The sequence below is a fragment of the Bradyrhizobium sp. 164 genome (assembly GCF_023073715.1).
In the GTDB taxonomy this organism is placed as follows: domain Bacteria; phylum Pseudomonadota; class Alphaproteobacteria; order Rhizobiales; family Xanthobacteraceae; genus Bradyrhizobium.
Map to the genome: position 1 here is coordinate 66668 of NZ_JADPKA010000004.1, position 22620 is coordinate 89287.

Consider the following 22620-nt stretch of genomic DNA (forward strand, 5'->3'; position numbering starts at 1 on the left):
GCTAGTCTCCTTCGTCAGGCTCGATCTCGCCCCGTCGCGCGCGTTCGGCGGCCAGGCGATGTTTCTTTGTATTGGTCGGTGCCGGCTTTTTTTTCGGCTTGGTGTTCTTGGTGATCTTCTCGCTAATCTGGGCGTGCGGCGCCGGAGGCGGCTCGAGGCCAAGATTGCGACGCATCTCGCGCGCCTCGGCCTTGCCGCGGCGCATGGACTCCGCAATCAGCTCGTCAGTCAGCACCAGCCGCGCCTCGCCAATATCCTCCATGGTCAGGAGAACGTCGGCGTCATCGCCAGCCTTGACGTCGTCGCGATGCAGATGCACGCGATCGCCTTCGACAGCACCGAGCGTGCCGCGGAACCGCTTCCGCCCCTCATGGGCGACCGCCATCTCGACCTTCACCAGATGTCCAGCATAGCGCTCGAAATCGGAGCGGCGCACCAGCGGCCGGTCGATTCCCGGCGAGGAGATTTCCAGCCGGTACGCGCGATCGATGGGGTCGGCGACGTCGAGCACAGGCGACAGCGCCCGCGAGATCGCCTCGCAATCCTCAATCTGCATCGAGCCGTCCGGCCGCTCGGCCATGATCTGCACCGTGCAGCCGGCCTCTCCGGAGATACGGATACGCACCAGGCGATAGCCCATGCCCTGGAGCACGGGAGCTGCGACCGCGGACACCCGGGCCGCGACGCCCGGCTCGACCACGAGCCGCGGCTCGGACAGCAATTCGGCATCCGTGGAACCAGAGTTCGGTTCGGTCATAGCAGGGGTCAGGCGCTCGATTGGTTAAGGCTGGGTTAATGTCAAAGCCCGCTTCGGAACTCTCCCGACAACGCGTCGGGCCGCATCCTCCGCCAAGCCGCGTTCAGGTAATAAAAAAGAGCGGGTCCTTTCGGGCCCACTCTCACTACGCGGATCGTATGAGAAGATGAATTGCCGCTGATATAGCCCTTTCGCCCCTCCCGGACAAGGCCCATTGCAGGGCAGAGGACGCTTTTTGCGTCCTTTGGGCGGCTCGCCCCGCAACGCTTCCTTCATCAAGCAGGCCTAGATTCCCCGATTGTGGGGCGGCTTGAGCTATGGCGCGCCCACGGCGTGCCACATCCCCGAGTTGCGTTCCATGACCGTTGCCACCTCGCTGATTCCTGGATTGGACGATATCGTCAAACGCGGCGACCCCCGACGTCGCGGCGAGATCGCGCGGGCCATCTCCGCATTATTTTTCCGGGATGCCGAAAAACTCCGTCCCGAGCTGATCGATCTGTTCGACAATCTCCTGATCGATCTCGTCCCGCATGCCGAACTCGCTTCGCGCGCCGATCTCGCCGAGCGCTTCTCGCGCCTCGGCAACGCGCCGCCGCATCTGGTGAACCAGTTCGCACGCGAAAACGAGATCACGGTGGCCGGCCCCGTGCTGCGCCGCTCGCCCGTGCTCGACGAGGGCGCCCTGGTCGAGATCGCGCGGCTGAAGGGTCAGGGCCATCTGCTGGCAATAACGGAGCGCCCCACCTTGCCGGCCGTCGTCACCGACGTGCTGGTCGAGCGGGGTGATCGCGACGTGGTGCGTCGCGCAGCCGGCAATGCAGGTGCTGTCTTCTCGCCCGGCAGCTATTCCGAGCTGATCAAGCGAGCCGCGCAGGACGGCGTGCTGACGCTCAAGATCGGTCAGCGCAACGATCTCTCCGGCGAGCACCTGAAGGAGCTTCTCAACGGCACGCTCGACGTCATCCGCCGCCGCCTCTCCAGCGTGGTCAATCCCGCGCGCCAGGTCGAGATCAAGCGCGCGATGGAGGCCATCGAGGAGGCGGCGCGGCCGCCGGGGCCGCGCCGTGACTTCTCGGCGGCACAGCGAACGGTGACGGCCCTGCATCGCGAGGGCCATCTCGGTGAGAGCGCGCTGCTCGGTTTCGCCAAGGCACTCAAATACGAGGAATCGATCGCCTCGCTCTCGGCGATGACCGGCGTCCGCCTCGCGATTCTCGACCGCCTGATCGCGGGCGATCGCTACGATCCGATTCTGATCCTGGGGCGCGTGCTCAATCTCGGCTGGCCCACGGTGCGCGCGCTCATCCTGCTGTGGTACGGGCCGCATCGCACCCCGGCCGATGCCGACATCGAGGCCGCGCGCATGAACTTCACGCGCCTCATGCCGACGACCGCCGAGCGCGTCGTGAATTTCTGGCGCAACCGGCAGACGATTTGAGGTCCTATCGTCCCCGGGCGGTGCGCAGCATCGAACCCGCAACCTCGAGATCCGGGTTCGCGCTGCGCGCGCCCGGGAATGAGGACTACACTCTCCTGAACCGCAGATAGGCCGCCTTACGTCCTTCGCGCGCGGCCTTCCGGCCGTAGCGGGTCATGGTGTAGCCCACCCATGGCTGCCGGAAATCGTCGGCGCGTTCGGCAAGCCAAACGAAATCCGAAGAGCGGGCAAGATGCGACAGCGTCCAGGCGCAGTAATCGTCGATGTCGCAGACGAAACGGAATTCGCCGCCAGGCTTCAGCACGCGCGCCATTGCGGCAATGGTCCTGTCCTGGACGAAGCGCCGCTTCCAGTGCCGCCGTTTCGGCCAGGGATCGGGATGGATCAGGTCGATCCGCGACAACGAGGCCTGCGGAAGCCAGGCCAAGAGCTCGGCGGCATCTCCGGCGAACAGGCGGATGTTGCCGATGTTGGCCGCCTCGATCTGCGCGAGGATTTTGGCCATGCCGTTGACATAGGGCTCGCAGCCGATGAAGCCGGTAGCGGGAAAGCTTTGCGCCTCGGCCGCCAGATGCTCGCCGCCACCGAAGCCGATCTCGAGCCGCACCTCGCTCGCCGCGGGGTCGAAGATCTCGCCGGCATTCGCCGGTGCCTCGCTCGCGATGTCGAGCGCAAGATGCGGCAGCAGCTGATCGATCAGCCCGGCCTGGTGCTGCCTGAGCTTGTGACCCTTGCGGCGTCCGAAGAAGGCGCGCTCGCTGTCATCGCGCGCGGGATCTGATTTGCGCTCGCTCATCGCAGCGTCTGGTACAGGCGATGGAGCAGCCGCGCGCGCGGCGCGAGCGAGGAGACGTAGAGCTGCTCATAATGCGTGTGTGCGCCCTTGCCGTCGACGCCGAGCCCGTCGAGCGTCGCGGTGTGCGCAGCGGTAAAGTTGCCGTCCGAGCCGCCGCCGGTGTGGGTGTCGATCAGCTCGAAGCCGATCTCGGCGGCAAGCGTCTTCGCATGCTCGTAGAGCGCCGCGCCGGCATTGCTCTTCTCGTAAGGCGGGCGATTGAGCTCGCCGGCGACCGCAACGGTGACGCCGTCGGTCTTCGACGTGAGCGCGAGGATCTTGCCGACGAACTCGTCCGCATCCTTGAGGCTCAACACGCGCAGATCGACTTCGGCATAGGCCTCTTCCGGCGTCACGTTGGGGCGCGTGCCGCCGCGCACCACGCCGACATTGACGGTGACGCCACGCTTGAGGTCGTTCATCCCTTCCAGCGCCAGGATCACGTTGGCGAGCTCGCGGACGGCGCTGCGGCCGTCCTCCGGCCGGGAGCCCGCATGCGCGGGCACGCCTTTGATGAGGACCTGGAAGCGTCCGACGCCCTTGCGTCCGGTGACGATCCTGCCCCCGTCGCGCGCCGGCTCCGTCACCAGCACGTATTTGGCCAGGCGACCTTCCTGCTCGATCAGCGCACGTGAGGTCGGGCTGCCGATCTCCTCGTCGGAGGTGAACATGTGGGTGATGCCGAGCGGCGAACGGTCGCCGGCGGCGCAGAGCGCGCGAAAGGCATGGTAGGCGATGTAGGCGCCGCCCTTCATGTCGTAGATGCCGGGACCGAACGCGCTGTCGCCTTCGACCTTGAAGGGCAGGCGCTCGATGAAGCCCAGGGGATGAACGGTATCGAGGTGGCTCAGCACCAGGATGCCCGGCCGGTCCTGGCCCCAGGTCGAGCGCGCCACGAGATGATCGCCGCAGCCATTGACCCCAGCGACGCGCTCGAGCGTGGCGGGCAACCCGCGGTATTGCTCGGCGACCACGGAGATCAGCTTGTTGACCTGCTCGGGCGCTTCCGTCGGCGTCTCGATCTCAACCCAGCGGCGGATGCCATCGAGAATGGTTTGGGAATCGAACCAATTGGAGCTGGCCATGAACGCATCTATGCCCTTGAACTGCATCATCGGAGAGAACGCGCATCGAGGGCGCGGTCGGAAATGACGACATAGGCCAGATTTGGCGCAGTCTCAAATCGCCAATTGCGATGGGCACGTCAGCGCTTGTCGGGGCCTTCGCGCGCGGCGATCTGCTCGACGAGATCGACGATGGAGCGGCGCATCTTGGAATCGGTGATTCGGGTGAACGCCTTGGTCAAGGCGAGTCCCTCTGATGTCGCGAGGAAGTCAGAGACGTAAGAGGGCGAGGCGCCTTCGCTGAAGCCATCCGGGCCCGGCACACCGCTCGGCCCGCCCTCGAACAGGAACGACACAGGTACCTGGAGAATCTCGGCGATCTGCTGAATGCGGCTCGCGCCGACCCGGTTGGTGCCCTTCTCGTATTTCTGGATCTGCTGAAAGGTCAGGCCCAAAGCTTCACCGAGCTTTTCCTGGCTCATGCCCAACATGATGCGGCGCATACGCACGCGACTGCCGACATATTTGTCAACAGGGTTGGGCGCTTTCGACATTTCCTCAGCCCTCCAAACATCACCCTCGGCGCAATCATCAGGCCTGCCTCGGGTGCCAGCACCGTCAAATCGAACCCTCTTATTGGGAAACATTGCGGAGAAATTTAGCAATGTACCGCTGTCTTTCGCAGCCGGCGCAGATTGAGGAGCCCGCCTGCAGTCTGTCAACCGTGGGACTACGGTTGTCAAGGATACAGCCACGTCCGCGGCGAGGCGATCAGGGGTGCCGTTTGGCGACACGCCGGCGGACCGCCACAATCACCGCGAGCGCGACGAGCATGGCCGCGGGCACGTCGCCGACGCGCGCATAGACAGTCGATGGGATCGCGGCGGGCAGGTTTGCATCCAAAATGCCTTCGATTCCGAGACCGAGGCTGGCGATGGTGCGTCCCATCGGATCGATCACTGCGGAGATGCCGGTGTTGGCGGAGCGGACCAGCGGCAGGCCGAGTTCGATCGCGCGCATCCGCGCCTGCTCGAGATGCTGATAGGGGCCGGTCGAGATGCCGAACCAGCCGTCATTGGTGAGGTTCACGATCCAGCCCGGAGGTTCGCTGCGTGCAGCCACCTCACCGGGGAAAATGACTTCATAACAGATCAGCGGCAGCGCGGGCGGCGCGCTGGCGACCGGCAGCGCATGTCGCACGGTGCCGGCAATGAAGCCACCGCGCACGCGCGTCAGCTGCTCGAAACCGAGCTTCTCCATCAGCTCCTGATAGGGAAGAAATTCGCCGAACGGCACCAAATGCAGCTTATCGTACATTGCGAGCACGCTGCCATCGTGGTCGATCACGTAGATCGAATTATAGGCGCGCGTGATCGGTGTGCCCCGCGGCAGGTCCGGCGCGCGGACCGACCCCGTGATCAGCACAGTGCCCTTCGGCAGCAGATCGGCGATTTGCGCCATCGCGTCGGCTTCGCGGGTCAGGAAGAAGGGAAAGGCGGATTCCGGCCAGATCAGGATGGTGGCATCGCGAACGCCGGTCGATTGCGGACCAGAGGCGCGGTCTGACAGCGCCAGATATTTCTTCATCACCTCCGCCTTGGCGGCGTAGTTGAATTTCGCGTCCTGCTGCAGGTTCGGCTGCATCAGGCGCAGCTTGGCGCCAGCAACCATCGTGGTCGGATGCAGCGACAGGCGGATCGCGCCGAAGATGCTCATGACGATCAGAAGCGCGATTGCGGCGGCCGGTGCGCGCCATTGCAGGCGGCGATCGGGCGCGCGATCGATCAGCGTCGCAGGGCTCGCGAAGATCGCGACGGTCAGGAACGTCATGCCCCACAGGCCGATCAGCGATGCCGTCTGCGCCAGCGGCAGCGGCTCGGACAGCGCGTAGCCGAACGCGTTCCAGGGAAACCCGGTCAGCGCGTGGCCGCGCAGCCATTCGCTGATGGTGAGGCTTGCTGCGAGCGCCAGCACGCGCGTGGCGTTCTTGGTCCAGAGCAGGCGCGCCAGCGCAAAGCCCATTGCCGTGAAGATCGAGAGATAGGCCGGCAGGCCCAGCACGGCGAATGGTGTGAGCCAGGCGAACACGTCGGCGTCGACGAAGAATGCGTAGCCGATCCAGTAGAGACCGGGGACGAAATAGCCGAGCCCGAACCAGTAGCCGGTCAGCGCGGCGGCCGGAACGCCGCCATATCGTCCGGCGCCGGCGCCGTCGATCAACCAGACCAGCACCGGGAAGGTGAGGAACAGCACCGGAAACAGGTTGAACGGTGCCAGCGCCAGCACCGACAGTGCCCCGGCCGCCATGGCGATGACGGCGCGCTTCCATCCCCAGGTGAGGATGACGGCAAGCGCAATCTGCCAAAATCGTTCTAATGGGCTCACTGCGGACCGGTCCCGTCGCTTGGCGGCGGGGTGGGCGTGTCACTGGCCGGTGGTTGGCCGCTCTCCGGCGCAGCCTCGCGGCGTCGGCTCTCGCGCTGGGTGCGGGGCGCGGGACGTTCCTTCCGCGTCGAGATGCGCAGCCGCTTGACGCGGCGCGGATCGGCATCGAGCACCTCGACCTCGTACGTGCCGGGGCCCGAGATCACTTCGCCGCGCACCGGCAGGCGCCCGACGAAGCTGACCAGATAGCCGCCCAGCGTCTCCACTTCCTCGCCGGCCTCGCCGGTGACGAAATCCTCGCCGATCACCGAGCGGACATCGTCGAGGCTGGCGCGGGCATCGGCGATGAAGGCGTTGTCCGGCAGGCGCACGATCGAGGGCGGCTCGTCGCTGTCGTGCTCGTCGTCGATCTCGCCGACGATCTGCTCGACGATGTCCTCGAGCGAGACCAGCCCGTCGCTGCCGCCATATTCGTCGACCACCAGCGCGAGGTGGATGCGCGTGGCCTGCATCTGCGCGAGCAGGTCGATCGCCCGCATCGAGGGCGGCACGTACAGCAGCTTGCGGATGATGCGCGCATCGTGAAGCGGCAGCGCGAGATCGACGGCGCGCAAATCGAGCCCGGCCGGCAGCGGTTTCTTGCGCTTGGTCTTGGTGGCCTCCGACACGCGCGCACGGGCGGTCATGAAGGCGAGCAGGTCGCGGATGTGGACGATGCCGACGGGATCGTCCAGCGTCTCGTTGTAGACGACGAGACGCGAATGGCCGGCGCTCTCGAAGCGGTCCATCAATTCGCCGAGCGGGATGTCGCGCTTCACCGCGATGATGTCGGCGCGATGGACCATGACGTCGGCGATGCGGCGCTCGTGCAGGCCGAGGATGTTGCGCAGCATGGTGCGCTCGACCGCGGAGAAGCCGGTGTCGTCAGGGGTGGCCGCGTTGAGCACGACCTGGAGATCGTCGCGCACCGATCCCGCCTTCCAGCCGAACAGCGTCCGGATGGCGCGCAGCAGCCAGCCTTCCGCGGTCGGCCGCATCACCTCACCTTGGGTCACGACGGCGGGCAAATTGCGCGTGTTGCGCGGGTTGTCCTGGATTGGATCGGAATCCGGCATCTCAGTTCGTCCCCGGGCGGTCAGCATAGGGGTCGGGGATGCCGAGATGCGCCAGGATCTGCGTCTCCAGCGCTTCCATCTCCTCCGCGTCGTCGTCGTCCTCGTGGTCGTAGCCGATCAGATGCAGGAAACCGTGCACGGCGAGATGGCTCAAATGATGATCGAATGGCTTGTGTTCCTCGTCCGCCTCGCGCCGCATGGTCTCGTAGGCGATCGCGATGTCGCCAAGCATGCGCGGCGCATCGCCCGGCTTCCATTCGCCCTCGGGCTGGAGCGCGGGGAATGACAGCACATTAGTTGGCTTATCGATGCCGCGCCAGTTGCCGTTGAGGGTGCGGATGCCGGCGTCATCGGTCAGCATCACAGCCACTTCCGCGTCGGCGACGTCTTCGTCGACGCTCTCGGCGGCTGCCGCAAGCGCGCGCTGGATCACGGTCTCGGAATCGGGCTCGCTCTGCCAGCAATCGGCGACGACGAGGACCTCGGTGATGGGAAGGTTGGGATGGGACATTGTGCTGTCTGGGACGAAAAGGCGCCGTCCGCGCCCGCTTGGTCCGGCTGTTGTCTCGTCAGGATTGACCGGTGGCCGGCCGCTGCGGCGACCCTTCGTAGGCGGCGACGATCCGCGCCACGAGCTCGTGGCGGATCACGTCCTCGGCTTTGAAATGCACTTGCGCAATCCCCTCGACCCCGTTCAGGAGCCGGGTTGCTTCCGCCAGTCCCGAGGTCTGGCCGTTCGGCAGGTCGATCTGAGAGGGATCACCCGTCACGATCATGCGGCTGTTCTCGCCAAGGCGGGTCAGGAACATCTTCATCTGCATCGACGTGGTGTTCTGCGCCTCGTCCAGGATGATGGCGGCGTTGGTGAGCGTGCGGCCGCGCATGAAGGCGAGCGGTGCGATCTCGATCTCGCCGGTCTGGAGCGCCCGCTCGACGATGCGCGCATCCATGAGATCGTAGAGCGCGTCGTAGATCGGCCGCAGATAGGGATCGACCTTCTCGCGAAGATCGCCGGGCAAAAAGCCGAGCCGCTCGCCGGCTTCCACCGCCGGACGCGACAGGATGATCTTGTCGACCTCCTTGCGCTCGAACAGCTGCGCGGCATGCGCGACCGCGAGCCAGGTCTTGCCGGTGCCGGCGGGACCGATGCCGAACACCAGCTCGTGGCGCTTCAGCGCGCGAATGTAGGAATCCTGCGCGGCCGTGCGCGCGCGCACCGGGCGCTTGCGCAAATTGATGCTGTCGAAGGTCGATTTGGCCGATTTGGCGTCGAACTCGAAGAGCGAGCCCTGGGCGATCACGGCCCGGATCGCGCCGTCGACCTCGCCCTGGTCGAGATCCTGTCCCTTCACGGCTTGCGCGTAGAGCGTCTCCAGCACGCGGCGTGCGGCATCGCAGCCGTCGCGCGTGCCGCCGATGGTGATGTGGTTGCCCTTGGAGTCCACGACCACGCCGAGGCGCCGCTCGATCTGCGCGAGATGCTGGCCGTAGGGGCCGACCAGCGCGGAAGCGGCACGGTTGTCGTCGAAGTCGATGACGACCTGGGTCTCGGGCGGAACTTGCATGTCGCGGTCAAATTTGCGGCTGGGAGCGAACGAAGGCGAATCCGATGCGCTTTTTGGCAAGGGTTCAGGCTCCAGTGGCTTGCGATAAAGCGGGCTCGCGCGCGTTGCGCGGCGTCACGAGCTCGCCGAGAAAGCTGTAGCGTTCGAGGCTGTCGATCCGGACCGACAGGATCTGTCCGATGATGTCGGCCGAGGCCATCACATGCGCGGGCTGGAGGTAAGCGGTGCGGCCGACGATCTGGCCTTCCTTGCGGGCTGGACGCTCGAACAGCACGTCCACCGTTGAGCCAATCGCAGCCTTGTTGAAGGCCGATTGCTGGCTGTCGATCAGTTCCTGGAGCCGCTCCAATCGCTGGTCCATCTCGGCGGGGGACACCGTCTCCTGCATATCCGCGGCCGGCGTTCCCGGCCGGGCGGAGTATTTGAACGAATAAGCCGCAGCGTAGCCGATTTGCGTGACGAGCGCGAGAGTGGCGAGAAAATCTTGCTCGCTCTCGCCGGGGAAGCCGACGATAAAATCTGATGAAAAAGCAATGTCTTGGCGTGCGGTGCGGAAACGATCGATGACCCGCCGGTAATCATCGGCGGTATGTTTGCGGTTCATGGCGGCCAGAATCCGGTCCGAGCCCGACTGCACCGGCAGGTGCACGAACGGCATCAGCGGGCCGAGATCGCGATGGGCCGCAATCAAACTGTCATCGACGTCGCGGGGATGGCTGGTCGAATAGCGCAGCCGCGCGATGCCCGGGATTTGCGCCAGATGCTCGAGCAACCGGCCGAGCGGCCAGGTTTTTCCGTCCGGCCCCTCGCCGTGATAGGCGTTGACGTTCTGCCCGATCAGCGTCAGCTCGCGCACGCCGTTGTCGGCGAGCCGCTTCACGTCCTCCACGATCTTTGCCACCGGACGGGAAACTTCGGCGCCGCGCGTATACGGCACGACGCAGAACGTGCAGAACTTGTCGCAGCCTTCCTGCACAGTGACGAAGGCGGAGATGCCGCGCGCGCGAATCGCGTCGGGCTTCGGCTGCGCCAGGAAGCCGAACTTGTCCTGAGCGGGAAATTCGGTCTCGATCGCGCGACCCTCGTCGCTCGCGCGCTTCAACAGCTCGGGCAGATGATGATAGCTCTGTGGTCCGACCACGACGTCGACGACGGGCGCGCGGCGCACGATTTCTTCGCCCTCGGCCTGTGCCACGCAGCCCGCGACCGCAATCTGCATCGCGCGGCCGCCCCGCGCCGCCTCGTCCTTGGCCACGCGCAGCCGGCCGAGTTCGGAATAGACTTTTTCCGAGGCCTTCTCGCGGATATGGCAGGTGTTGAGGATAACGAGGTCGGCGTCATCAACGCTGGCCGTCTCCACGAATCCTTCCGGAGCCAACGTGTCCACCATGCGCTGCGCATCGTAGACATTCATCTGGCAGCCATATGATTTGATGTGCAGCTTGCGCGGCGGCGTCATGGAACCCGGAATTGAGGTGGAGGACGGCCCTCAGATATAGGCTGGAGCGGCGAAAATCCAGCGAATGGCGCCCCCTTGGGCCGTCATTCCGGCGCGACGCAGTCGCAAAGTCCGGAATCCAGAGGTTTTGGCGCGATTCCGGGTTCACGCGCCTCGCGCCGACCCGGATGGCGGTCAGAGACCGAAAATCAGCCCGCCAGGGCCTTCGCCTCGGCCCGCCGGATCAGCTCCGGCAGCCGATGCATGTCGGCAAAGAGCAGGTCGGCGCCGGCTTGGCGCAGCGTTTCGGCGTAGCCGTCGCGGCAATGGCTGCCACCGTAAAAGCCGAACACCGCCATCCCGGCCGCCCGGGCGCCGGCAATCCCGGCCAGGCTGTCCTCGATCACGACACAGCGCCCCGGCGGCACGCCCATCTGCTTTGCCGCGAACAGGAACAGGTCCGGCGCCGGCTTGCCGTTCTTCACCTGCGAGGCCGAGAAGATGTTCGGCGCGAGGCGTTCGTAGAGGCCCGTGCTCCCCAGGCTCACGCGCATGCGCTGGTGCGAGCCGCTCGAGGCGACGCAGACGTGCTGGGTAACGATATCGAGCGCATCATGGATGCCGCGGATCGCTTCGAGGTCGGCCTCGAAGGAGCGGAATAGCTCGTCCTGCAGATCGCCGTGATAGGCCTCGGGCAGCTTGCGACCGAGCTCGGTCTCAATCTCGAGATTGGCCTGCCGCGTCGAGCGGCCGAGGAAGCGCTCGAACACCTGATCCGACGTGATCGGATAGCCGTGCCTGGTCAGCACATCCGCATGCGCACGACAGGAGATCACCTCGCTGTCCACGAGCACGCCGTCGCAGTCGAAGATGATGAGATCGATAGGCACTAAACTAAGACGTCGGCTTGTCGTCGTCGAGCGGGACGCAATAGAGCTCGAGCCGGTGATCGACCAGCTTGTAGCCGAGCTTGCGGGCGATCTCGGCCTGGAGCTTCTCGATCTCCTCCGAGGTGAACTCGATCACCTTGCCGTCGCGCAGGTTGATGAGGTGGTCGTGATGGCTGTCGCGCATCGTCTCATAGCGCGCGCGGCCCTCGCGGAAATCGTGGCGTTCGATGATGCCCGCATCCTCGAACAGCTTCACCGTTCGGTAGACCGTCGAGATCGAGATCTTGTCGTCGACGGCGACGCAGCGCCGGTACAGTTCCTCGACGTCAGGATGATCGACCGATTCCGCGAGCACGCGGGCGATGACGCGGCGCTGCTCGGTCATGCGCATGCCGGTGGCGGCGCACCGTGCCTCGATGCCGGACGCCTTGGATGCGGAAGAAGTTTTCAGTGCGGTCATGATTGTCTGCCTGACGGGGCGCTTTCTGCCATCAATGTTACGCCAAGTCACGTCGCATCAGAAGGGCGTTCAGCTGTTCCCCGGTCGGCTGCTTATAGTAGCGTTCGCGCCGTCCGACCACCGTGAATCCGGCCCGATCGTAGAGTCGGCGCGCCGGTTGGTTATTTTCCTCGACTTCGAGAAATATTGTGCGCACGCCGCGTCCCGCGAGATGGCCGAGATGGGTCATCAGCAGCGTGCGGGAGAGACCCCGGTCGCGATGAGCCTGATCGACCGCGATCGAGAGGATTTCCGCTTCGTCCGCGCCGATCCGCGACACCGCAAAGCCGATCGTCTTGCGGCCGAGACGCAAGCGATGCACCAGCGTGTTGCGCTCGCTGATCATGGTCTCAAACTCGCCTTCGCCCCAGCCGCGTGCGAAGCAGGCGCCGTGAAGCTGCGCCAGCCGTGCGGCATCGCGCGCGGACGCGGGCTCAACGGCGGCGGTGCCGCCGCGCCACCATTGCGATAACCATCTCATCATGAGGTTGCGGCTTTTGCTGCGAGCTGTGGCTGCGCGGCCGGCTTGGCATCGGGCGCGCGCAGATAGAACGGCCGCGCTGGGGTCGTGTCGGGATTGGCCGCGGCGCCGAGCCAGGCGACCCAGCCGATATCAGGCGCAGCCTGTGCGTCGACCGCGACGGGTTGCGGTGCATCCTTCGGCCAGCGCTCGGCGAGAATGTTTGCGGCATTGCCGACTAGATGCGGCGCGCCGAATTGCGAGGCCGCGATCGCCTCATCGATGCCGGCGACCCTCGGTCGCACCAGCTGGCTGCCGTCGCCGGCGACGATCTGGAAATAGACATGGTCGTGCCGCGCGTCGATCGCGGAGATCACGGGCGCCGATCTGTTCTGGCCGACGACGGCGGCCGCATAGGCCGACAAGGTGGTCAGGCCGATGGCCGGCCGCTTCGCCGCGAGCGCAAAGCCGCGCGCCGCCGAAATACCGACGCGCAGGCCGGTGAAGCTGCCGGGACCGACCGTGACCGCGATGCGGTCGAGCACGGTGAAGCTGAGCTCTGCCGATTTCATCACCCGCGCGATCAGCGGCATCAGCGCTTCGGCATGCCCGCGCTTCATCGGCACCGATTCCTGCGCGCGCAGCTCGGCCGTTTCGGTGTCGAGCACCGCGGCCGCGCAGGCGTCGAGCGCAGTATCGATGGCGAGGATCAGCATAACGCGATCATAGCATTGGCAATTGGATGATGCCTAAAGTTCTGGCCGTCATGGCCGGGCTTGACCTGGCCATCCACGACTTTGCGGCCCCAAAAAACGTGGATGCCCGGGACAAGCCCGGGCATGACGGCGCGAAATCGATGCGCAGACCGTGCAACTCACATCGGCCGGACTTCGATGACGTCGGGCACGAAATGCTTCAAGAGGTTCTGGATCCCGTGCTGGAGCGTTGCGGTGGACGACGGGCAGCCCGAGCAGGCGCCCTTCATGTTGAGATAGACGATACCGTCCTTGAAGCCGCGGAAGGTGATGTCGCCGCCGTCATTGGCGACCGCCGGCCGCACGCGGGTCTCGATCAGGTCCTTGATCATGTCGACCGTCTCGGCATCGGCCTCATCGAAGAACTCGTCCTCGTCGTCGAGCTCGGCATCGCTTTGCGCTGTGCCGTCGGCGAGCAGCGGCGCGCCGGACATATAGTGCTCCATGATGGCGCCGAGGATTGCGGGCTTGAGCTGCTGCCACTCACCGCTCGCCTTGGTCACGGTGATGAAGTCCGATCCGTAGAACACGCCGGTGACGCCGGGCACGTCGAACAGCTTTTCGGCGAGGGGCGAGCGGCTTGCGGCTTCGCGGCTCGAAAATTCCATTGGGCTGCCGTCGACGACGACGCGGCCGGGAATGAACTTCAGCGTGGCGGGATTGGGGGTGGCTTCGGTTTGAATGAACATGGTTCTCTCCAGACGTCGCCGGTTCAAGGCCGGCGCGTGCTCTCTTCCCTAGCAGATGGCGATGGGGAACGCACGATCAAGGGGAGAAGAGACATTAGTTAATGAAAATCAGAGACTTGGGCCATTTACCCTCCCCTGGAGGGGGAAGGTCGCTACGCATGAAGCGAAGCGCAATGCATAGCGGGGTGTCTCTCCAGGGATGCGGTGCCCGAGCGGAGAGATCACCCACCCCGTCACCCGTCTCGCTTCGCTCGATCGCGTGCCGACCCTCCCCCTCCAGGGGAGGGTAAGAGGCACCGCTACGACAGCGAGTCCACGCTTTGGTCACTCAGCGCACCCGAGATGATCGTCACAGGAACGGGAAACGTTCCAAGCGCATGCGTAAGCAGCGAGACCAATGGCCCCGGTCCCTCCGCACCAGGACTTGCGGCCAGCACCAGCATGGCGATGTCGGGGTCCTCGTCGATCACTGCGAGCAGCTGTTCCATCGCGGCGCCTTCCCGGATCACCCGTTCCGGCGTGATCGCCGCGATCCCGTTGGCTCTCCCGGCGGCGCGGTCGAGCGCGGCTTCCGCCGCTTCATGCGCCTCGGCGCGCATGATGTCGGCGACGCCCAGCCATTCTTGGCTCTGCTGGTCGGGCTCGATGATGCGAAGCATCACCACGCCGCCGCCGCCGCGGATCGCCCAGCGGCTGGCGTAATAAACCGCGCGATCCCATTCGGCGGTGTCATCGACGACGACGAGGCATTTGGGCTTGTGACCCGGCTCGAAGCAAAGTCGCTTGCTGGTCATGCATGTCCCGGCGTGTGCACGGCTGGCATGCTGCCACACTCCCGCAATGTTTGGGAGAGGGGAGTGGCCGGCGCTATGACGCCGGCCAGACGCGTTGATCAGCGCCGGCGGATGAAGCCGACGATGTCTTTCGAAAGCTTCATCGTTTCGTCGGCGATGGCGCGGGCCCGGTCCGAGCCTTCGTTCAGGATCGCGTCGATATGGCCGGGGTCGGCCACGAGGCGCTTCATCTCGCCCGCGATCGGCGCGAGCTTGGTCACGCACAGCTCGGCCAGCGCGTTCTTGAAGCTGGAGAACTGGCCGCCGCCGAAATCGCGCAGCACGTCGGCTTTGGAGCGGCCGGAGAGCGCGGCGAAGATGCCGACGAGATTGTCGGCTTCGGGGCGTGCCTCCAGGCCCTTCTCCTCGGTCGGCAGCGGCTCCGGATCGGTCTTCGCCTTGCGGATCTTCTGCGCGATGGTGTCGGCATCGTCGGTCAAATTGATGCGCGAATTGTCCGACGCATCGGACTTCGACATCTTCTTGGTGCCGTCGCGCAGGCTCATCACGCGCGTTGCCGGACCCGTGATCAGGGGTTCCGGCAGCGGGAAGAACAGGCCGTCATTGCCGCCCTGGCTGCGGATCGAGTCGCCGAAATCGTTGTTGAACTTCTGCGCGATGTCGCGCGACAGCTCGAGATGCTGCTTCTGGTCCTCGCCGACGGGCACGTGGGTGGCGCGGTAGAGCAGGATGTCGGCCGCCATCAGCACGGGATAATCGAACAGCCCGACCGAGGCGTTCTCGCGGTCCTTGCCGGCCTTCTCCTTGAACTGGGTCATGCGGCCGAGCCAGCCCATGCGCGCGACGCAATTGAAGATCCAGGCGAGCTCGGCGTGTCCCGAGACCTGGCTCTGGTTGAACACGATGTGCTTCCTGGGATCGATGCCGGCAGCGATGAACGCCGCGGTCACCTCGCGGGTGTTGCGCGTGAGCTCGGCCGGCCCGCCCCAGACGTCGACCCCTTGCGTGATCGCGTGCATGTCGACGACGCAATAGATGCAGTTGTGGGTCTCCTGCATCTTCACGAAATTGACGATCGCGCCGAGGTAATTGCCGAGATGCAGATTGCCCGTCGGCTGGACGCCCGAAAATACCCGTTCAACGAATGGCATGGTTAGTTTTCCTGGCAAGCCTTCCTGAAGCTATTCGGCCGTCGTTTCCAACAGCGGCGCAGCCCCGTCAAGGGCAATTCGGGCGGCTCGCGATTTAGGCCGGTCGTTTCAACGCGTTAACCGCCTCGCGCCAGGAGGCTGCGCCGAGAATTTGCAGGAGCAGGCCGTAGACGACGATCCCGGTCGCGATCTGCACACCCAGCGCGACGAATTTGATGAAGCCATGGGTCTCGGCAGGTACGAGACCCCTGGTCAGCCAGAGCAGGGCGCCCATCGCCGAGGCGGCCAGCACGATCCGCGGCAATCGCGTGCGGGCGCTCGCGTCAACCGAGAAGCCGAACTCGCTCGTGCCTTTCCGGAGCAGCGAGAGCGCGCTGCTCCAGGCACCGGCCGCGATACTCGCCGCGATCCCGCTCGCGCCGAAGACATGACCGAGCAGGAGCGCGAGTACGACGGTCACCACGAAACCGTTGGCGATTGCGCGCAGCGGCGTCATCGTGTCGCTGCGGCCATAGAAGGCCGGTGACAGCGCCTTGATCAGCACATGCGCCGGCAGGCCCAGCGCCAGCCACACCAGTGCTTGCGCGGTGGCCGCGCTGTCATCGGCGCTGAAGGCGCCGTGCTCGAACAATAGCCGTACGATCGGGTCGGCCAGCACGATCAGACCGAACGTGGCCGGCACGGCGAGGCCAGTCGCCAGCTCCAGCGCACGCGATTCCGCGTGCGCCACCGCGACGTGGTCGCCGCTACCGACCGCGCGGGTCAGCTCCGGCACCAGCACCGTACCCATGGCGACGCCGACGATGCCAAGCGGCAGCTCGACCAAGCGGTTGGCGAAATAGAGCCAGGATACGGCCGACGGTGTTGCGGAGGCGATGATCGCGCCCGCGACGATCAGCCATTGCGGGCCCGAGCTTGCGATCATGCCGGGAATAGCTTTGGCAAAAAAGGCCCGCATCTCCTTGTCAAAACTCACGCGCAGTGGCGTTGCAAGGCGCGCGCTTCGCTGCGATAGCAGCATCAGCAATTGCAGCAGACCGGCAATACCGACGGTGGCGGCGAGCATCCACCCAGCGAGGGCCGCATCGGCGTGCCACAGCAACAGCGCCGCGATCGCGGCGATCAGCGCGATGTTGAACAGCAGCGGCGAGAACGCCGTCAGCGCAAACCGCCCTTGCGCGTTGAGCAGCCCCATCAGCACGGTGACGGGGCCGGCGAAAGCGAGATAAGGCAGCATCAGCCGCGCGTTCTGCACGGCGAGATCGAGCGTCCCGCTACCGAGAAATCCCGGCGCGATCACCGTGATGATCAGCGGCATCAACACTGCAATGCCGATCGAGATCGCGACCAGGGCCGCGCAGACCGTGCCGAGCACCCGTCCCGCGAATGCCGCCGCAGCCGTCTCGTCATCGCGGTCGCGGACGCGCAACCAGGCCGGGACCAGCGCCGCATTCAGCGCCCCCTCGCTGAGCAGCCGGCGCACCACGTTGACGAGTTGAAACGCGGCCAGGAACGCGTCCGCCACGGCGCCGGTGCCGAGCAGCGCCGCAATCAGGGAATCGCGGGCAAAGCCCAGCAGCCGCGAGGCCAGCGTTCCCGTCGAGACGGTCAGGAAGGAGCGGATCATCGGGCGCAATAATACCGTTGCTTGCCCGCGAAGGGCTGGTCGTGATAGGCCGCGAACCGGATTTCAGGCCGACAGGAAGCGGATTTCCCCGGTAATGGCAATCGGGCAACAGGATCAAGGTGAATGGCTGACGTGAAATATGACGTTCTCGGCATCGGCAACGCGCTGTTCGACGTGCTGGTCAGGACCGACGAGGCCTTTTTGGCCAAGCATGGCATGACCAAGGGCAGCATGTCCCTGATCGACGAGGCACGGGCGGCCGCCATCTACAAGGACATGGGCCCGGCGACGGAAGTCTCGGGCGGCTCGGCCGCCAACACCATCGTCGGCATCGGCAGCTTAGGGGCACGCGCCGCTTATGTCGGCAAGGTCAAGGACGACCAGATCGGCAAGCTCTATATCCACGACATCCGCGCCGCCGGGGTCGCTTTCAACACGCCAGCCGCAACGGACGGCCCCGCCACCGGCTGCTCCTACATCCTGGTCACCGGCGACGGCGAGCGCACCATGAACACCTATCTCGGCGCGGCGCAGGATCTGTCGCCCGCCGATATCGATCCAGCCGAGGTCGCTGGCGCCAGCATCGTCTACCTCGAAGGCTATCTCTGGGACCCCAAGAACGCCAAGGACGCCTTCGTCAAGGCGGCCAAGATCGCCCATGACGCCAAGCGCAAGGTGGCGCTGACGCTGTCGGATTCCTTCTGCGTCGATCGCTATCGCGACGAGTTCCTGTCTTTGATGCGTAACGGCACCGTCGACATCGTGTTCGCCAACGAGGCCGAGCTGCATTCGCTCTACACGACGTCCGACTTCGATGCCGCGCTGAAGCAGCTGCGCAACGACGTCAATCTCGGCGTCGTCACCCGCAGCGAGAAGGGCTGCATGGTGGTGTCAGCGGAAGATTCCGTTGCCGCGCCGGCATTCCCGGTCGACAAGGTGGTCGACACCACCGGCGCCGGCGACCTCTTCGCCGCGGGTTTCCTCTATGGCGTGGCGCGCAACCTGCCCTACAAGCAGTGCGGCCAGCTCGGCGCGCTCGCCGCCGCCGAAGTGATCCAGCATATCGGCGCCCGCCCGCAGGTATCGCTGAAGGAGCTCGCGGAGCAGCGCGGGGTGACGGGGTAGCTCCTACCTCCCCTGGAGAGGGAGGGTCGATCGCGCGCAGCGCGAGCGGGGTGGGGTGAAGGTCTTTCAGCGCGTTCGGTGGTGCGTTCTGGCTCGCGTGCATTCGCGGCCTTTACATGGCCTTCTACATGAGATCTTCGCCGCGGTTTCACCCCACCTCGGTTCGCATGCAGCCTTGCTACATGCGAACCGATCCTCCCCCTCCAGGGCAGGATGGGAGTTCACGTCTCTGCCGCCGTCTCACTTCGACACAGCCGATCCGCCGCGAATGGCGAGAGCATCAGCTCCTCACGCCGCCTTCTGCCCGCTCCCAGCAGCATCGAGCCCGGCGTAAACCCCTCGCTCGAAGCCCGCGAACGCCTCCAAACATTTCGCGTCGGCGAACGGCAACAGCTGCATCAGGATGACGCCGGTGACGTCGCGCGAAGGGTCGATCCAGTAATAGGTGTTGGCGAGGCCCGCCCAAGCCAGGCTGCCTGCGCTACGCCCTTCCGCGGTCTTGGCGGTGTTGATCATGAAGCTGAGACCCCACTTCTTGATCTGCTCCGGGTAGAGATCGACGTCATTGGTGTACATCGGCGCCGCCGTGGTCATCTTGCCCATGGCAAGATCGCCGATGTGGTTCTGCCCCATCGTCGCGACCGTCTCCGCCTTCAGCACCTGGTTGCCGTTGCCGCGGCCCTTGTTGAGAATCATCTGGGTGAATTTGATATAGTCGCCGGCGGTCGAATAGAGGCCGCCGCCACCCATGTGGAATTCCGGCTCCTGCTCGAGTTCGAACGGGATCGATGCGAACTGGCCGTCCTCGCCGCGCGCATGCATGCCGACCAGGCGCTTGCGCATGCTGTCGGTGATCTTGAAGGCGGTGTCGCTCATGCCGAGCGGCGCGAACATATTATCGCGCAAATAGGCATCGAGCCGCTTGCCGCTGACGGCCTCCACCGCCTTGCCGACGAAATCGATATTGGTGCCGTATTCCCAGCGCGTGCCGGGATCGGTCATGATAGGCGTCTTCAGCGCCGCGTTCTGGCAGGTGGTAATGGCGGGAATGCCGGTCTTGTCCAGATAGACCGCGAGATCGCCGTTCCACATGTTGTAGCAGAAGCCGGCGGTGTGGGTCATGAGCTGGCGCAGCGTGATCTGCCCCTTAGCTGGCCGCAACTTCGGCTCGCCCTTGGCGTCGAAACCTTCGAGCACTTGCGGCTCGGCAAGGTCGGGCAGCACTTCGCCGATCGGCGCATCCAGCGACAGCTTGCCCTGTTCGACGAGCTGCATCGCGCCGGCAGTGGTCACCGCCTTCGTCATCGATGCGATCCAGAACACGCTGTCCGCAGTCATCGCGTCGGGCTTCGATAGGTCGCGCTTGCCGAACGCACCCTGATACAGCACGTCGTTGCCGCTGGCGGCGATGGCGACGACGCCGGGAATTTCCTTGGCGTCGCTCTTCTGACGCAGAACTTCGTCGATCTGGGCTTGGCTTTGCATGCGGGTTTCCTCCGGTTTGATTATTGTTGGAAGTGATCGATTGTCCTCCCGGAGGTCGCGTGCAGCAAGCATCTCAACTGCCGCGGCGGTCGCGATGTCGTGACTTGACGGCCCCCGACCAGCGCAGCACGACAGCGGCTGAACGGTGACACAATCTGCGGTGGACGACCGCACTTCGCGCTCACCTTGAATGGCTTCAGGCAATATGTTCGTGAGTTTTCGAGCGCTTGAAACATTTCGTGAGCTGTCGCGTTCAGCACCCGGCCCGATCGATGGACCGATTAAGACTTGATGCAAATGTTGCCGACCGGCGAGGGGGACCTCAGATGATTTCGACCTGGAGTGAATGGAAGCGCTATCCCCGTCCCGGACGGGGCGAGAATCTGGAGGCGCCTATTTCGCCAGGGATCTACGAAGTCCGCATCGCCGGTACCGGCGCGCTGTATTCCTTCGGCGCGGTCGACAACCTGGCGCAGGCGCTCGCATTGCTGCCGGTCGGTTCAAAATCCTGGTTCGGTCGCCGCGACACCTCTCATGTCCCCGATCTCGAATACCGCACCTGTGCGACATCCTCGAAGGCCGACGCCAAGGCCGCAGCCGAGCGCATGATCGGCCGCCGCGAGACTTACCTGAGCGGCGCGGCCTAGCTATGTCGGCGATCGCGATGCCTTACCTCTCCCGGCTGGAGAGAGATAAGGGACCTGCGGCTCTCAGTTTAACTCCCAGCAGATGTGCGTTGCCGGGCGGTGCATTGCGCGCCGTCTGCCCCTATATTCCGGGCCGATCCGATCGCCCCCTGAGGAGTAACGCCATGACCCCGACCGCCGCCGCCCGCGCCCCGCAAGCCTCGTCCAATCTGCGCGACCGGTTGAAGGACCCGTCGCTGCTGAAGGAAGCCTGCTACATCGATGGCGTCTGGGTCGGCTCGCCGGTTTTCGCCGTCAACAATCCCGCCACCGGCATCGAGCTTGCAAAAGTCCCGCAACTTGGCGCGGACGATACCACCAAGGCGGTAGAAGCCGCCGAGCGCGCGTTTCCGGCCTGGGCCAAGCTCACCGCCAAGCAGCGCTCCAACATCTTGCGCAAATGGTTCGAGCTGATCGTCGCCAACCGCGAGGACCTGGCGCTGATCCTCACCTCCGAGCAGGGCAAGCCGCTCGCCGAGGCGCTCGGCGAGGTCGATATCGGCGGCGCCTATGTCGAGTTCTTCGCGGAGGAAGCGAGGCGCGTCTATGGCGAGACCATTCCGACGCAGCGGAGCGATGCGCGGCTGCTCGCGATCAAGCAGCCGATCGGCGTCTGCGGCGCGATCACGCCGTGGAATTTCCCGAACTCGATGATCACGCGAAAGGTCTCGCCGGCGCTCGCGGCCGGCTGCACCGTGGTGCTGAAGCCCGCGAACGAAACGCCACTCTCGGCGCTGGCGCTCGCGGCGCTTGCCGAGAAGGCTGGTGTGCCCAAAGGCGTGTTCAACATCATCACGGGCGACGCGCCGCCGATCGGCAAGGTGCTGTGCGAGCATCCGGCGGTGCGTTTCGTCGGCTTCACCGGCTCGACCGCCGTCGGCAAGATCCTCTACCAGCAGGCCTCCGTCGGCGTGAAGCGGCTCGGCCTCGAGCTTGGCGGCAACGCGCCGTTCGTGGTGTTCGACGATGCCGACATCGACGCGGCAGTCGAAGGCGCCATCGTCTCGAAATACCGCAACATGGGCCAGACCTGCGTCTGCGCCAACCGACTCTACGCCCAGGACGGGATCTACGACGAGTTCGTGCAGAAACTGTCGAAGAAGGTCGCGGCGATGAAGATCGGCGACGGCACCGAGAGCGGTGTCATGCAGGGTCCGCTGATCAACATGAAGGCGGTCGACAAGGTCGAGCGCCATATCGCCGACGCCGTCAAGCGCGGAGCAAAGGTCGTCGCCGGCGGCAAGCGCAGCGAGCTTGGACGCTCGTTCTTCGAGCCGACGGTGCTTGCCGACGTCAAGCCGGACTCGCTGGTGTCGCAGGAGGAAACCTTCGGTCCGCTCGCGCCCGTCATCCGCTTCAAGGACGAAGCGGATGTCATCGCGATGTGCAACGCCTCGCCGTTCGGCCTCGCCTCTTACTTCTACTCCCGCGATCTCGGTCGCGTCTGGCGCGTCGCCGAAGCGCTGGAATCAGGCATGGTCGGCGTCAACACCGGCCTCATCACCACGGAAGTGGCCCCCTTCGGCGGCGTCAAGGAGAGCGGCCTCGGGCGCGAAGGCTCACATCACGGCATGGACGAATATGTCGAGATCAAATACGTGATGATGGCGGGGGTGTAGGCCCGCCGTTGTCGTCGCGAATGTGAGCCAGGCAGGAATGCTGGAGCGGCCGACCGGCCTCTCCGCGTCATTGCGAGCGGAGCGAAGCAATCCAGAATCCCTCCGCGGAAAGACTCTGGATTGCTTCGCTGCGCTCGCAATTGTCGATGTTCAATAATTCGCTGATTGGATCGCGGTGGTCTTGGTAGCGGCGAAGGCCTTGGGAGTTTGTCCTGCCAAGGCCTGATGGGGTCTGTGGTT

22 protein-coding genes are annotated in these 22620 nt (G+C 65.1%); 4 read left to right on the forward strand and 18 right to left on the reverse strand.

The window, feature by feature from the left end; translation table 11 throughout:
- Window position 1 precedes the first annotated feature (1 nt).
- Window positions 2-757 carry a ribosome maturation factor RimP gene (rimP, locus tag IVB01_RS01535; protein WP_247276480.1) on the reverse strand — a complete coding sequence of 252 codons (756 nt, stop codon included), beginning with the start codon at window positions 755-757 and terminating at the stop codon, window positions 2-4.
- A 358-nt stretch (window positions 758-1115) separates the two neighbouring features.
- On the opposite strand from rimP, the gene IVB01_RS01540 reads away from it, so the two are divergent.
- Complete coding sequence (locus tag IVB01_RS01540; RefSeq protein ID WP_247276479.1) at window positions 1116-2198, forward strand: DUF2336 domain-containing protein; 1083 nt, start codon at window positions 1116-1118, stop codon at window positions 2196-2198.
- A gap of 85 nt (window positions 2199-2283) precedes the next feature.
- On the opposite strand, the gene trmB is transcribed toward IVB01_RS01540, so the two are convergent.
- From trmB to murJ, 16 genes are all read right to left on the reverse strand, one after another.
- On the reverse strand, window positions 2284-2994 hold the full coding sequence (gene trmB / locus IVB01_RS01545) for a tRNA (guanosine(46)-N7)-methyltransferase TrmB (protein ID WP_247276478.1): 711 nt from the start codon (window positions 2992-2994) through the stop codon (window positions 2284-2286).
- The gene (locus IVB01_RS01550; RefSeq protein WP_247276477.1) at window positions 2991-4148 is read right to left on the reverse strand and encodes a M20 family metallopeptidase; all 1158 of its coding nucleotides are present in this window, start codon (window positions 4146-4148) and stop codon (window positions 2991-2993) included. The genes trmB and IVB01_RS01550 overlap by 4 nt, the downstream gene beginning before the upstream one ends.
- Before the next feature lie 89 nt (window positions 4149-4237).
- Window positions 4238-4651, reverse strand: a complete 414-nt coding sequence (locus IVB01_RS01555; RefSeq protein ID WP_018319423.1) for a helix-turn-helix transcriptional regulator — start codon at window positions 4649-4651, stop codon at window positions 4238-4240.
- A 217-nt stretch (window positions 4652-4868) separates the two neighbouring features.
- The gene (gene lnt, locus IVB01_RS01560; protein ID WP_247276476.1) at window positions 4869-6482 is read right to left on the reverse strand and encodes an apolipoprotein N-acyltransferase; all 1614 of its coding nucleotides are present in this window, start codon (window positions 6480-6482) and stop codon (window positions 4869-4871) included.
- Window positions 6479-7597 carry a hemolysin family protein gene (locus tag IVB01_RS01565; protein WP_247276475.1) on the reverse strand — a complete coding sequence of 373 codons (1119 nt, stop codon included), beginning with the start codon at window positions 7595-7597 and terminating at the stop codon, window positions 6479-6481. Before IVB01_RS01565 ends, lnt begins: the two co-directional genes overlap by 4 nt.
- A 1-nt stretch (window position 7598) precedes the next feature.
- The gene (gene ybeY / locus IVB01_RS01570) at window positions 7599-8108 is read right to left on the reverse strand and encodes an rRNA maturation RNase YbeY (protein ID WP_247276474.1); all 510 of its coding nucleotides are present in this window, start codon (window positions 8106-8108) and stop codon (window positions 7599-7601) included.
- 58 nt (window positions 8109-8166) lie between these two features.
- Entirely contained in the window at window positions 8167-9162 is a 996-nt protein-coding gene (locus tag IVB01_RS01575; RefSeq protein WP_247276473.1) for a PhoH family protein, read from the reverse strand.
- 64 nt (window positions 9163-9226) lie between these two features.
- The gene (gene miaB / locus IVB01_RS01580; protein ID WP_247276472.1) at window positions 9227-10621 is read right to left on the reverse strand and encodes a tRNA (N6-isopentenyl adenosine(37)-C2)-methylthiotransferase MiaB; all 1395 of its coding nucleotides are present in this window, start codon (window positions 10619-10621) and stop codon (window positions 9227-9229) included.
- Window positions 10622-10809: 188 nt separating this feature from the next.
- Entirely contained in the window at window positions 10810-11490 is a 681-nt protein-coding gene (locus IVB01_RS01585; protein ID WP_247276471.1) for an HAD family hydrolase, read from the reverse strand.
- A 4-nt stretch (window positions 11491-11494) separates the two neighbouring features.
- On the reverse strand, window positions 11495-11950 hold the full coding sequence (locus IVB01_RS01590) for a Fur family transcriptional regulator (RefSeq protein ID WP_247276470.1): 456 nt from the start codon (window positions 11948-11950) through the stop codon (window positions 11495-11497).
- 37 nt (window positions 11951-11987) lie between these two features.
- A complete protein-coding gene (rimI, locus tag IVB01_RS01595) occupies window positions 11988-12473 on the reverse strand; it encodes a ribosomal protein S18-alanine N-acetyltransferase (RefSeq protein WP_247276469.1) in 486 nt (161 codons plus the stop codon).
- A complete protein-coding gene (gene tsaB, locus IVB01_RS01600; protein WP_247276468.1) occupies window positions 12470-13165 on the reverse strand; it encodes a tRNA (adenosine(37)-N6)-threonylcarbamoyltransferase complex dimerization subunit type 1 TsaB in 696 nt (231 codons plus the stop codon). Before tsaB ends, rimI begins: the two co-directional genes overlap by 4 nt.
- A 158-nt stretch (window positions 13166-13323) precedes the next feature.
- A complete protein-coding gene (locus IVB01_RS01605; protein WP_247276467.1) occupies window positions 13324-13893 on the reverse strand; it encodes a NifU family protein in 570 nt (189 codons plus the stop codon).
- Window positions 13894-14192: 299 nt separating this feature from the next.
- A complete protein-coding gene (locus IVB01_RS01610; protein WP_247276466.1) occupies window positions 14193-14687 on the reverse strand; it encodes a universal stress protein in 495 nt (164 codons plus the stop codon).
- A gap of 98 nt (window positions 14688-14785) precedes the next feature.
- Window positions 14786-15838: a tryptophan--tRNA ligase gene (gene trpS, locus IVB01_RS01615; protein ID WP_247276465.1), complete on the reverse strand. Its 1053-nt coding sequence runs from the start codon at window positions 15836-15838 to the stop codon at window positions 14786-14788.
- Window positions 15839-15932: 94 nt separating this feature from the next.
- A complete protein-coding gene (gene murJ, locus IVB01_RS01620; protein WP_247276615.1) occupies window positions 15933-17465 on the reverse strand; it encodes a murein biosynthesis integral membrane protein MurJ in 1533 nt (510 codons plus the stop codon).
- Window positions 17466-17588: 123 nt separating this feature from the next.
- On the opposite strand from murJ, the gene IVB01_RS01625 reads away from it, so the two are divergent.
- On the forward strand, window positions 17589-18590 hold the full coding sequence (locus IVB01_RS01625) for an adenosine kinase (RefSeq protein WP_247276464.1): 1002 nt from the start codon (window positions 17589-17591) through the stop codon (window positions 18588-18590).
- A 288-nt stretch (window positions 18591-18878) separates the two neighbouring features.
- Here IVB01_RS01625 and IVB01_RS01630 read toward each other — a convergent pair whose 3' ends face one another.
- A complete protein-coding gene (locus IVB01_RS01630) occupies window positions 18879-20075 on the reverse strand; it encodes a serine hydrolase domain-containing protein (protein ID WP_247276463.1) in 1197 nt (398 codons plus the stop codon).
- 326 nt (window positions 20076-20401) lie between these two features.
- Here IVB01_RS01630 and IVB01_RS01635 point away from each other — a divergent pair, with 326 nt between their 5' ends.
- Window positions 20402-20722 carry a hypothetical protein gene (locus IVB01_RS01635; RefSeq protein WP_247276462.1) on the forward strand — a complete coding sequence of 107 codons (321 nt, stop codon included), beginning with the start codon at window positions 20402-20404 and terminating at the stop codon, window positions 20720-20722.
- Between the two features lie 164 nt (window positions 20723-20886).
- The gene (locus IVB01_RS01640; protein WP_247494220.1) at window positions 20887-22380 is read left to right on the forward strand and encodes an NAD-dependent succinate-semialdehyde dehydrogenase; all 1494 of its coding nucleotides are present in this window, start codon (window positions 20887-20889) and stop codon (window positions 22378-22380) included.
- Window positions 22381-22620 lie beyond the last annotated feature (240 nt).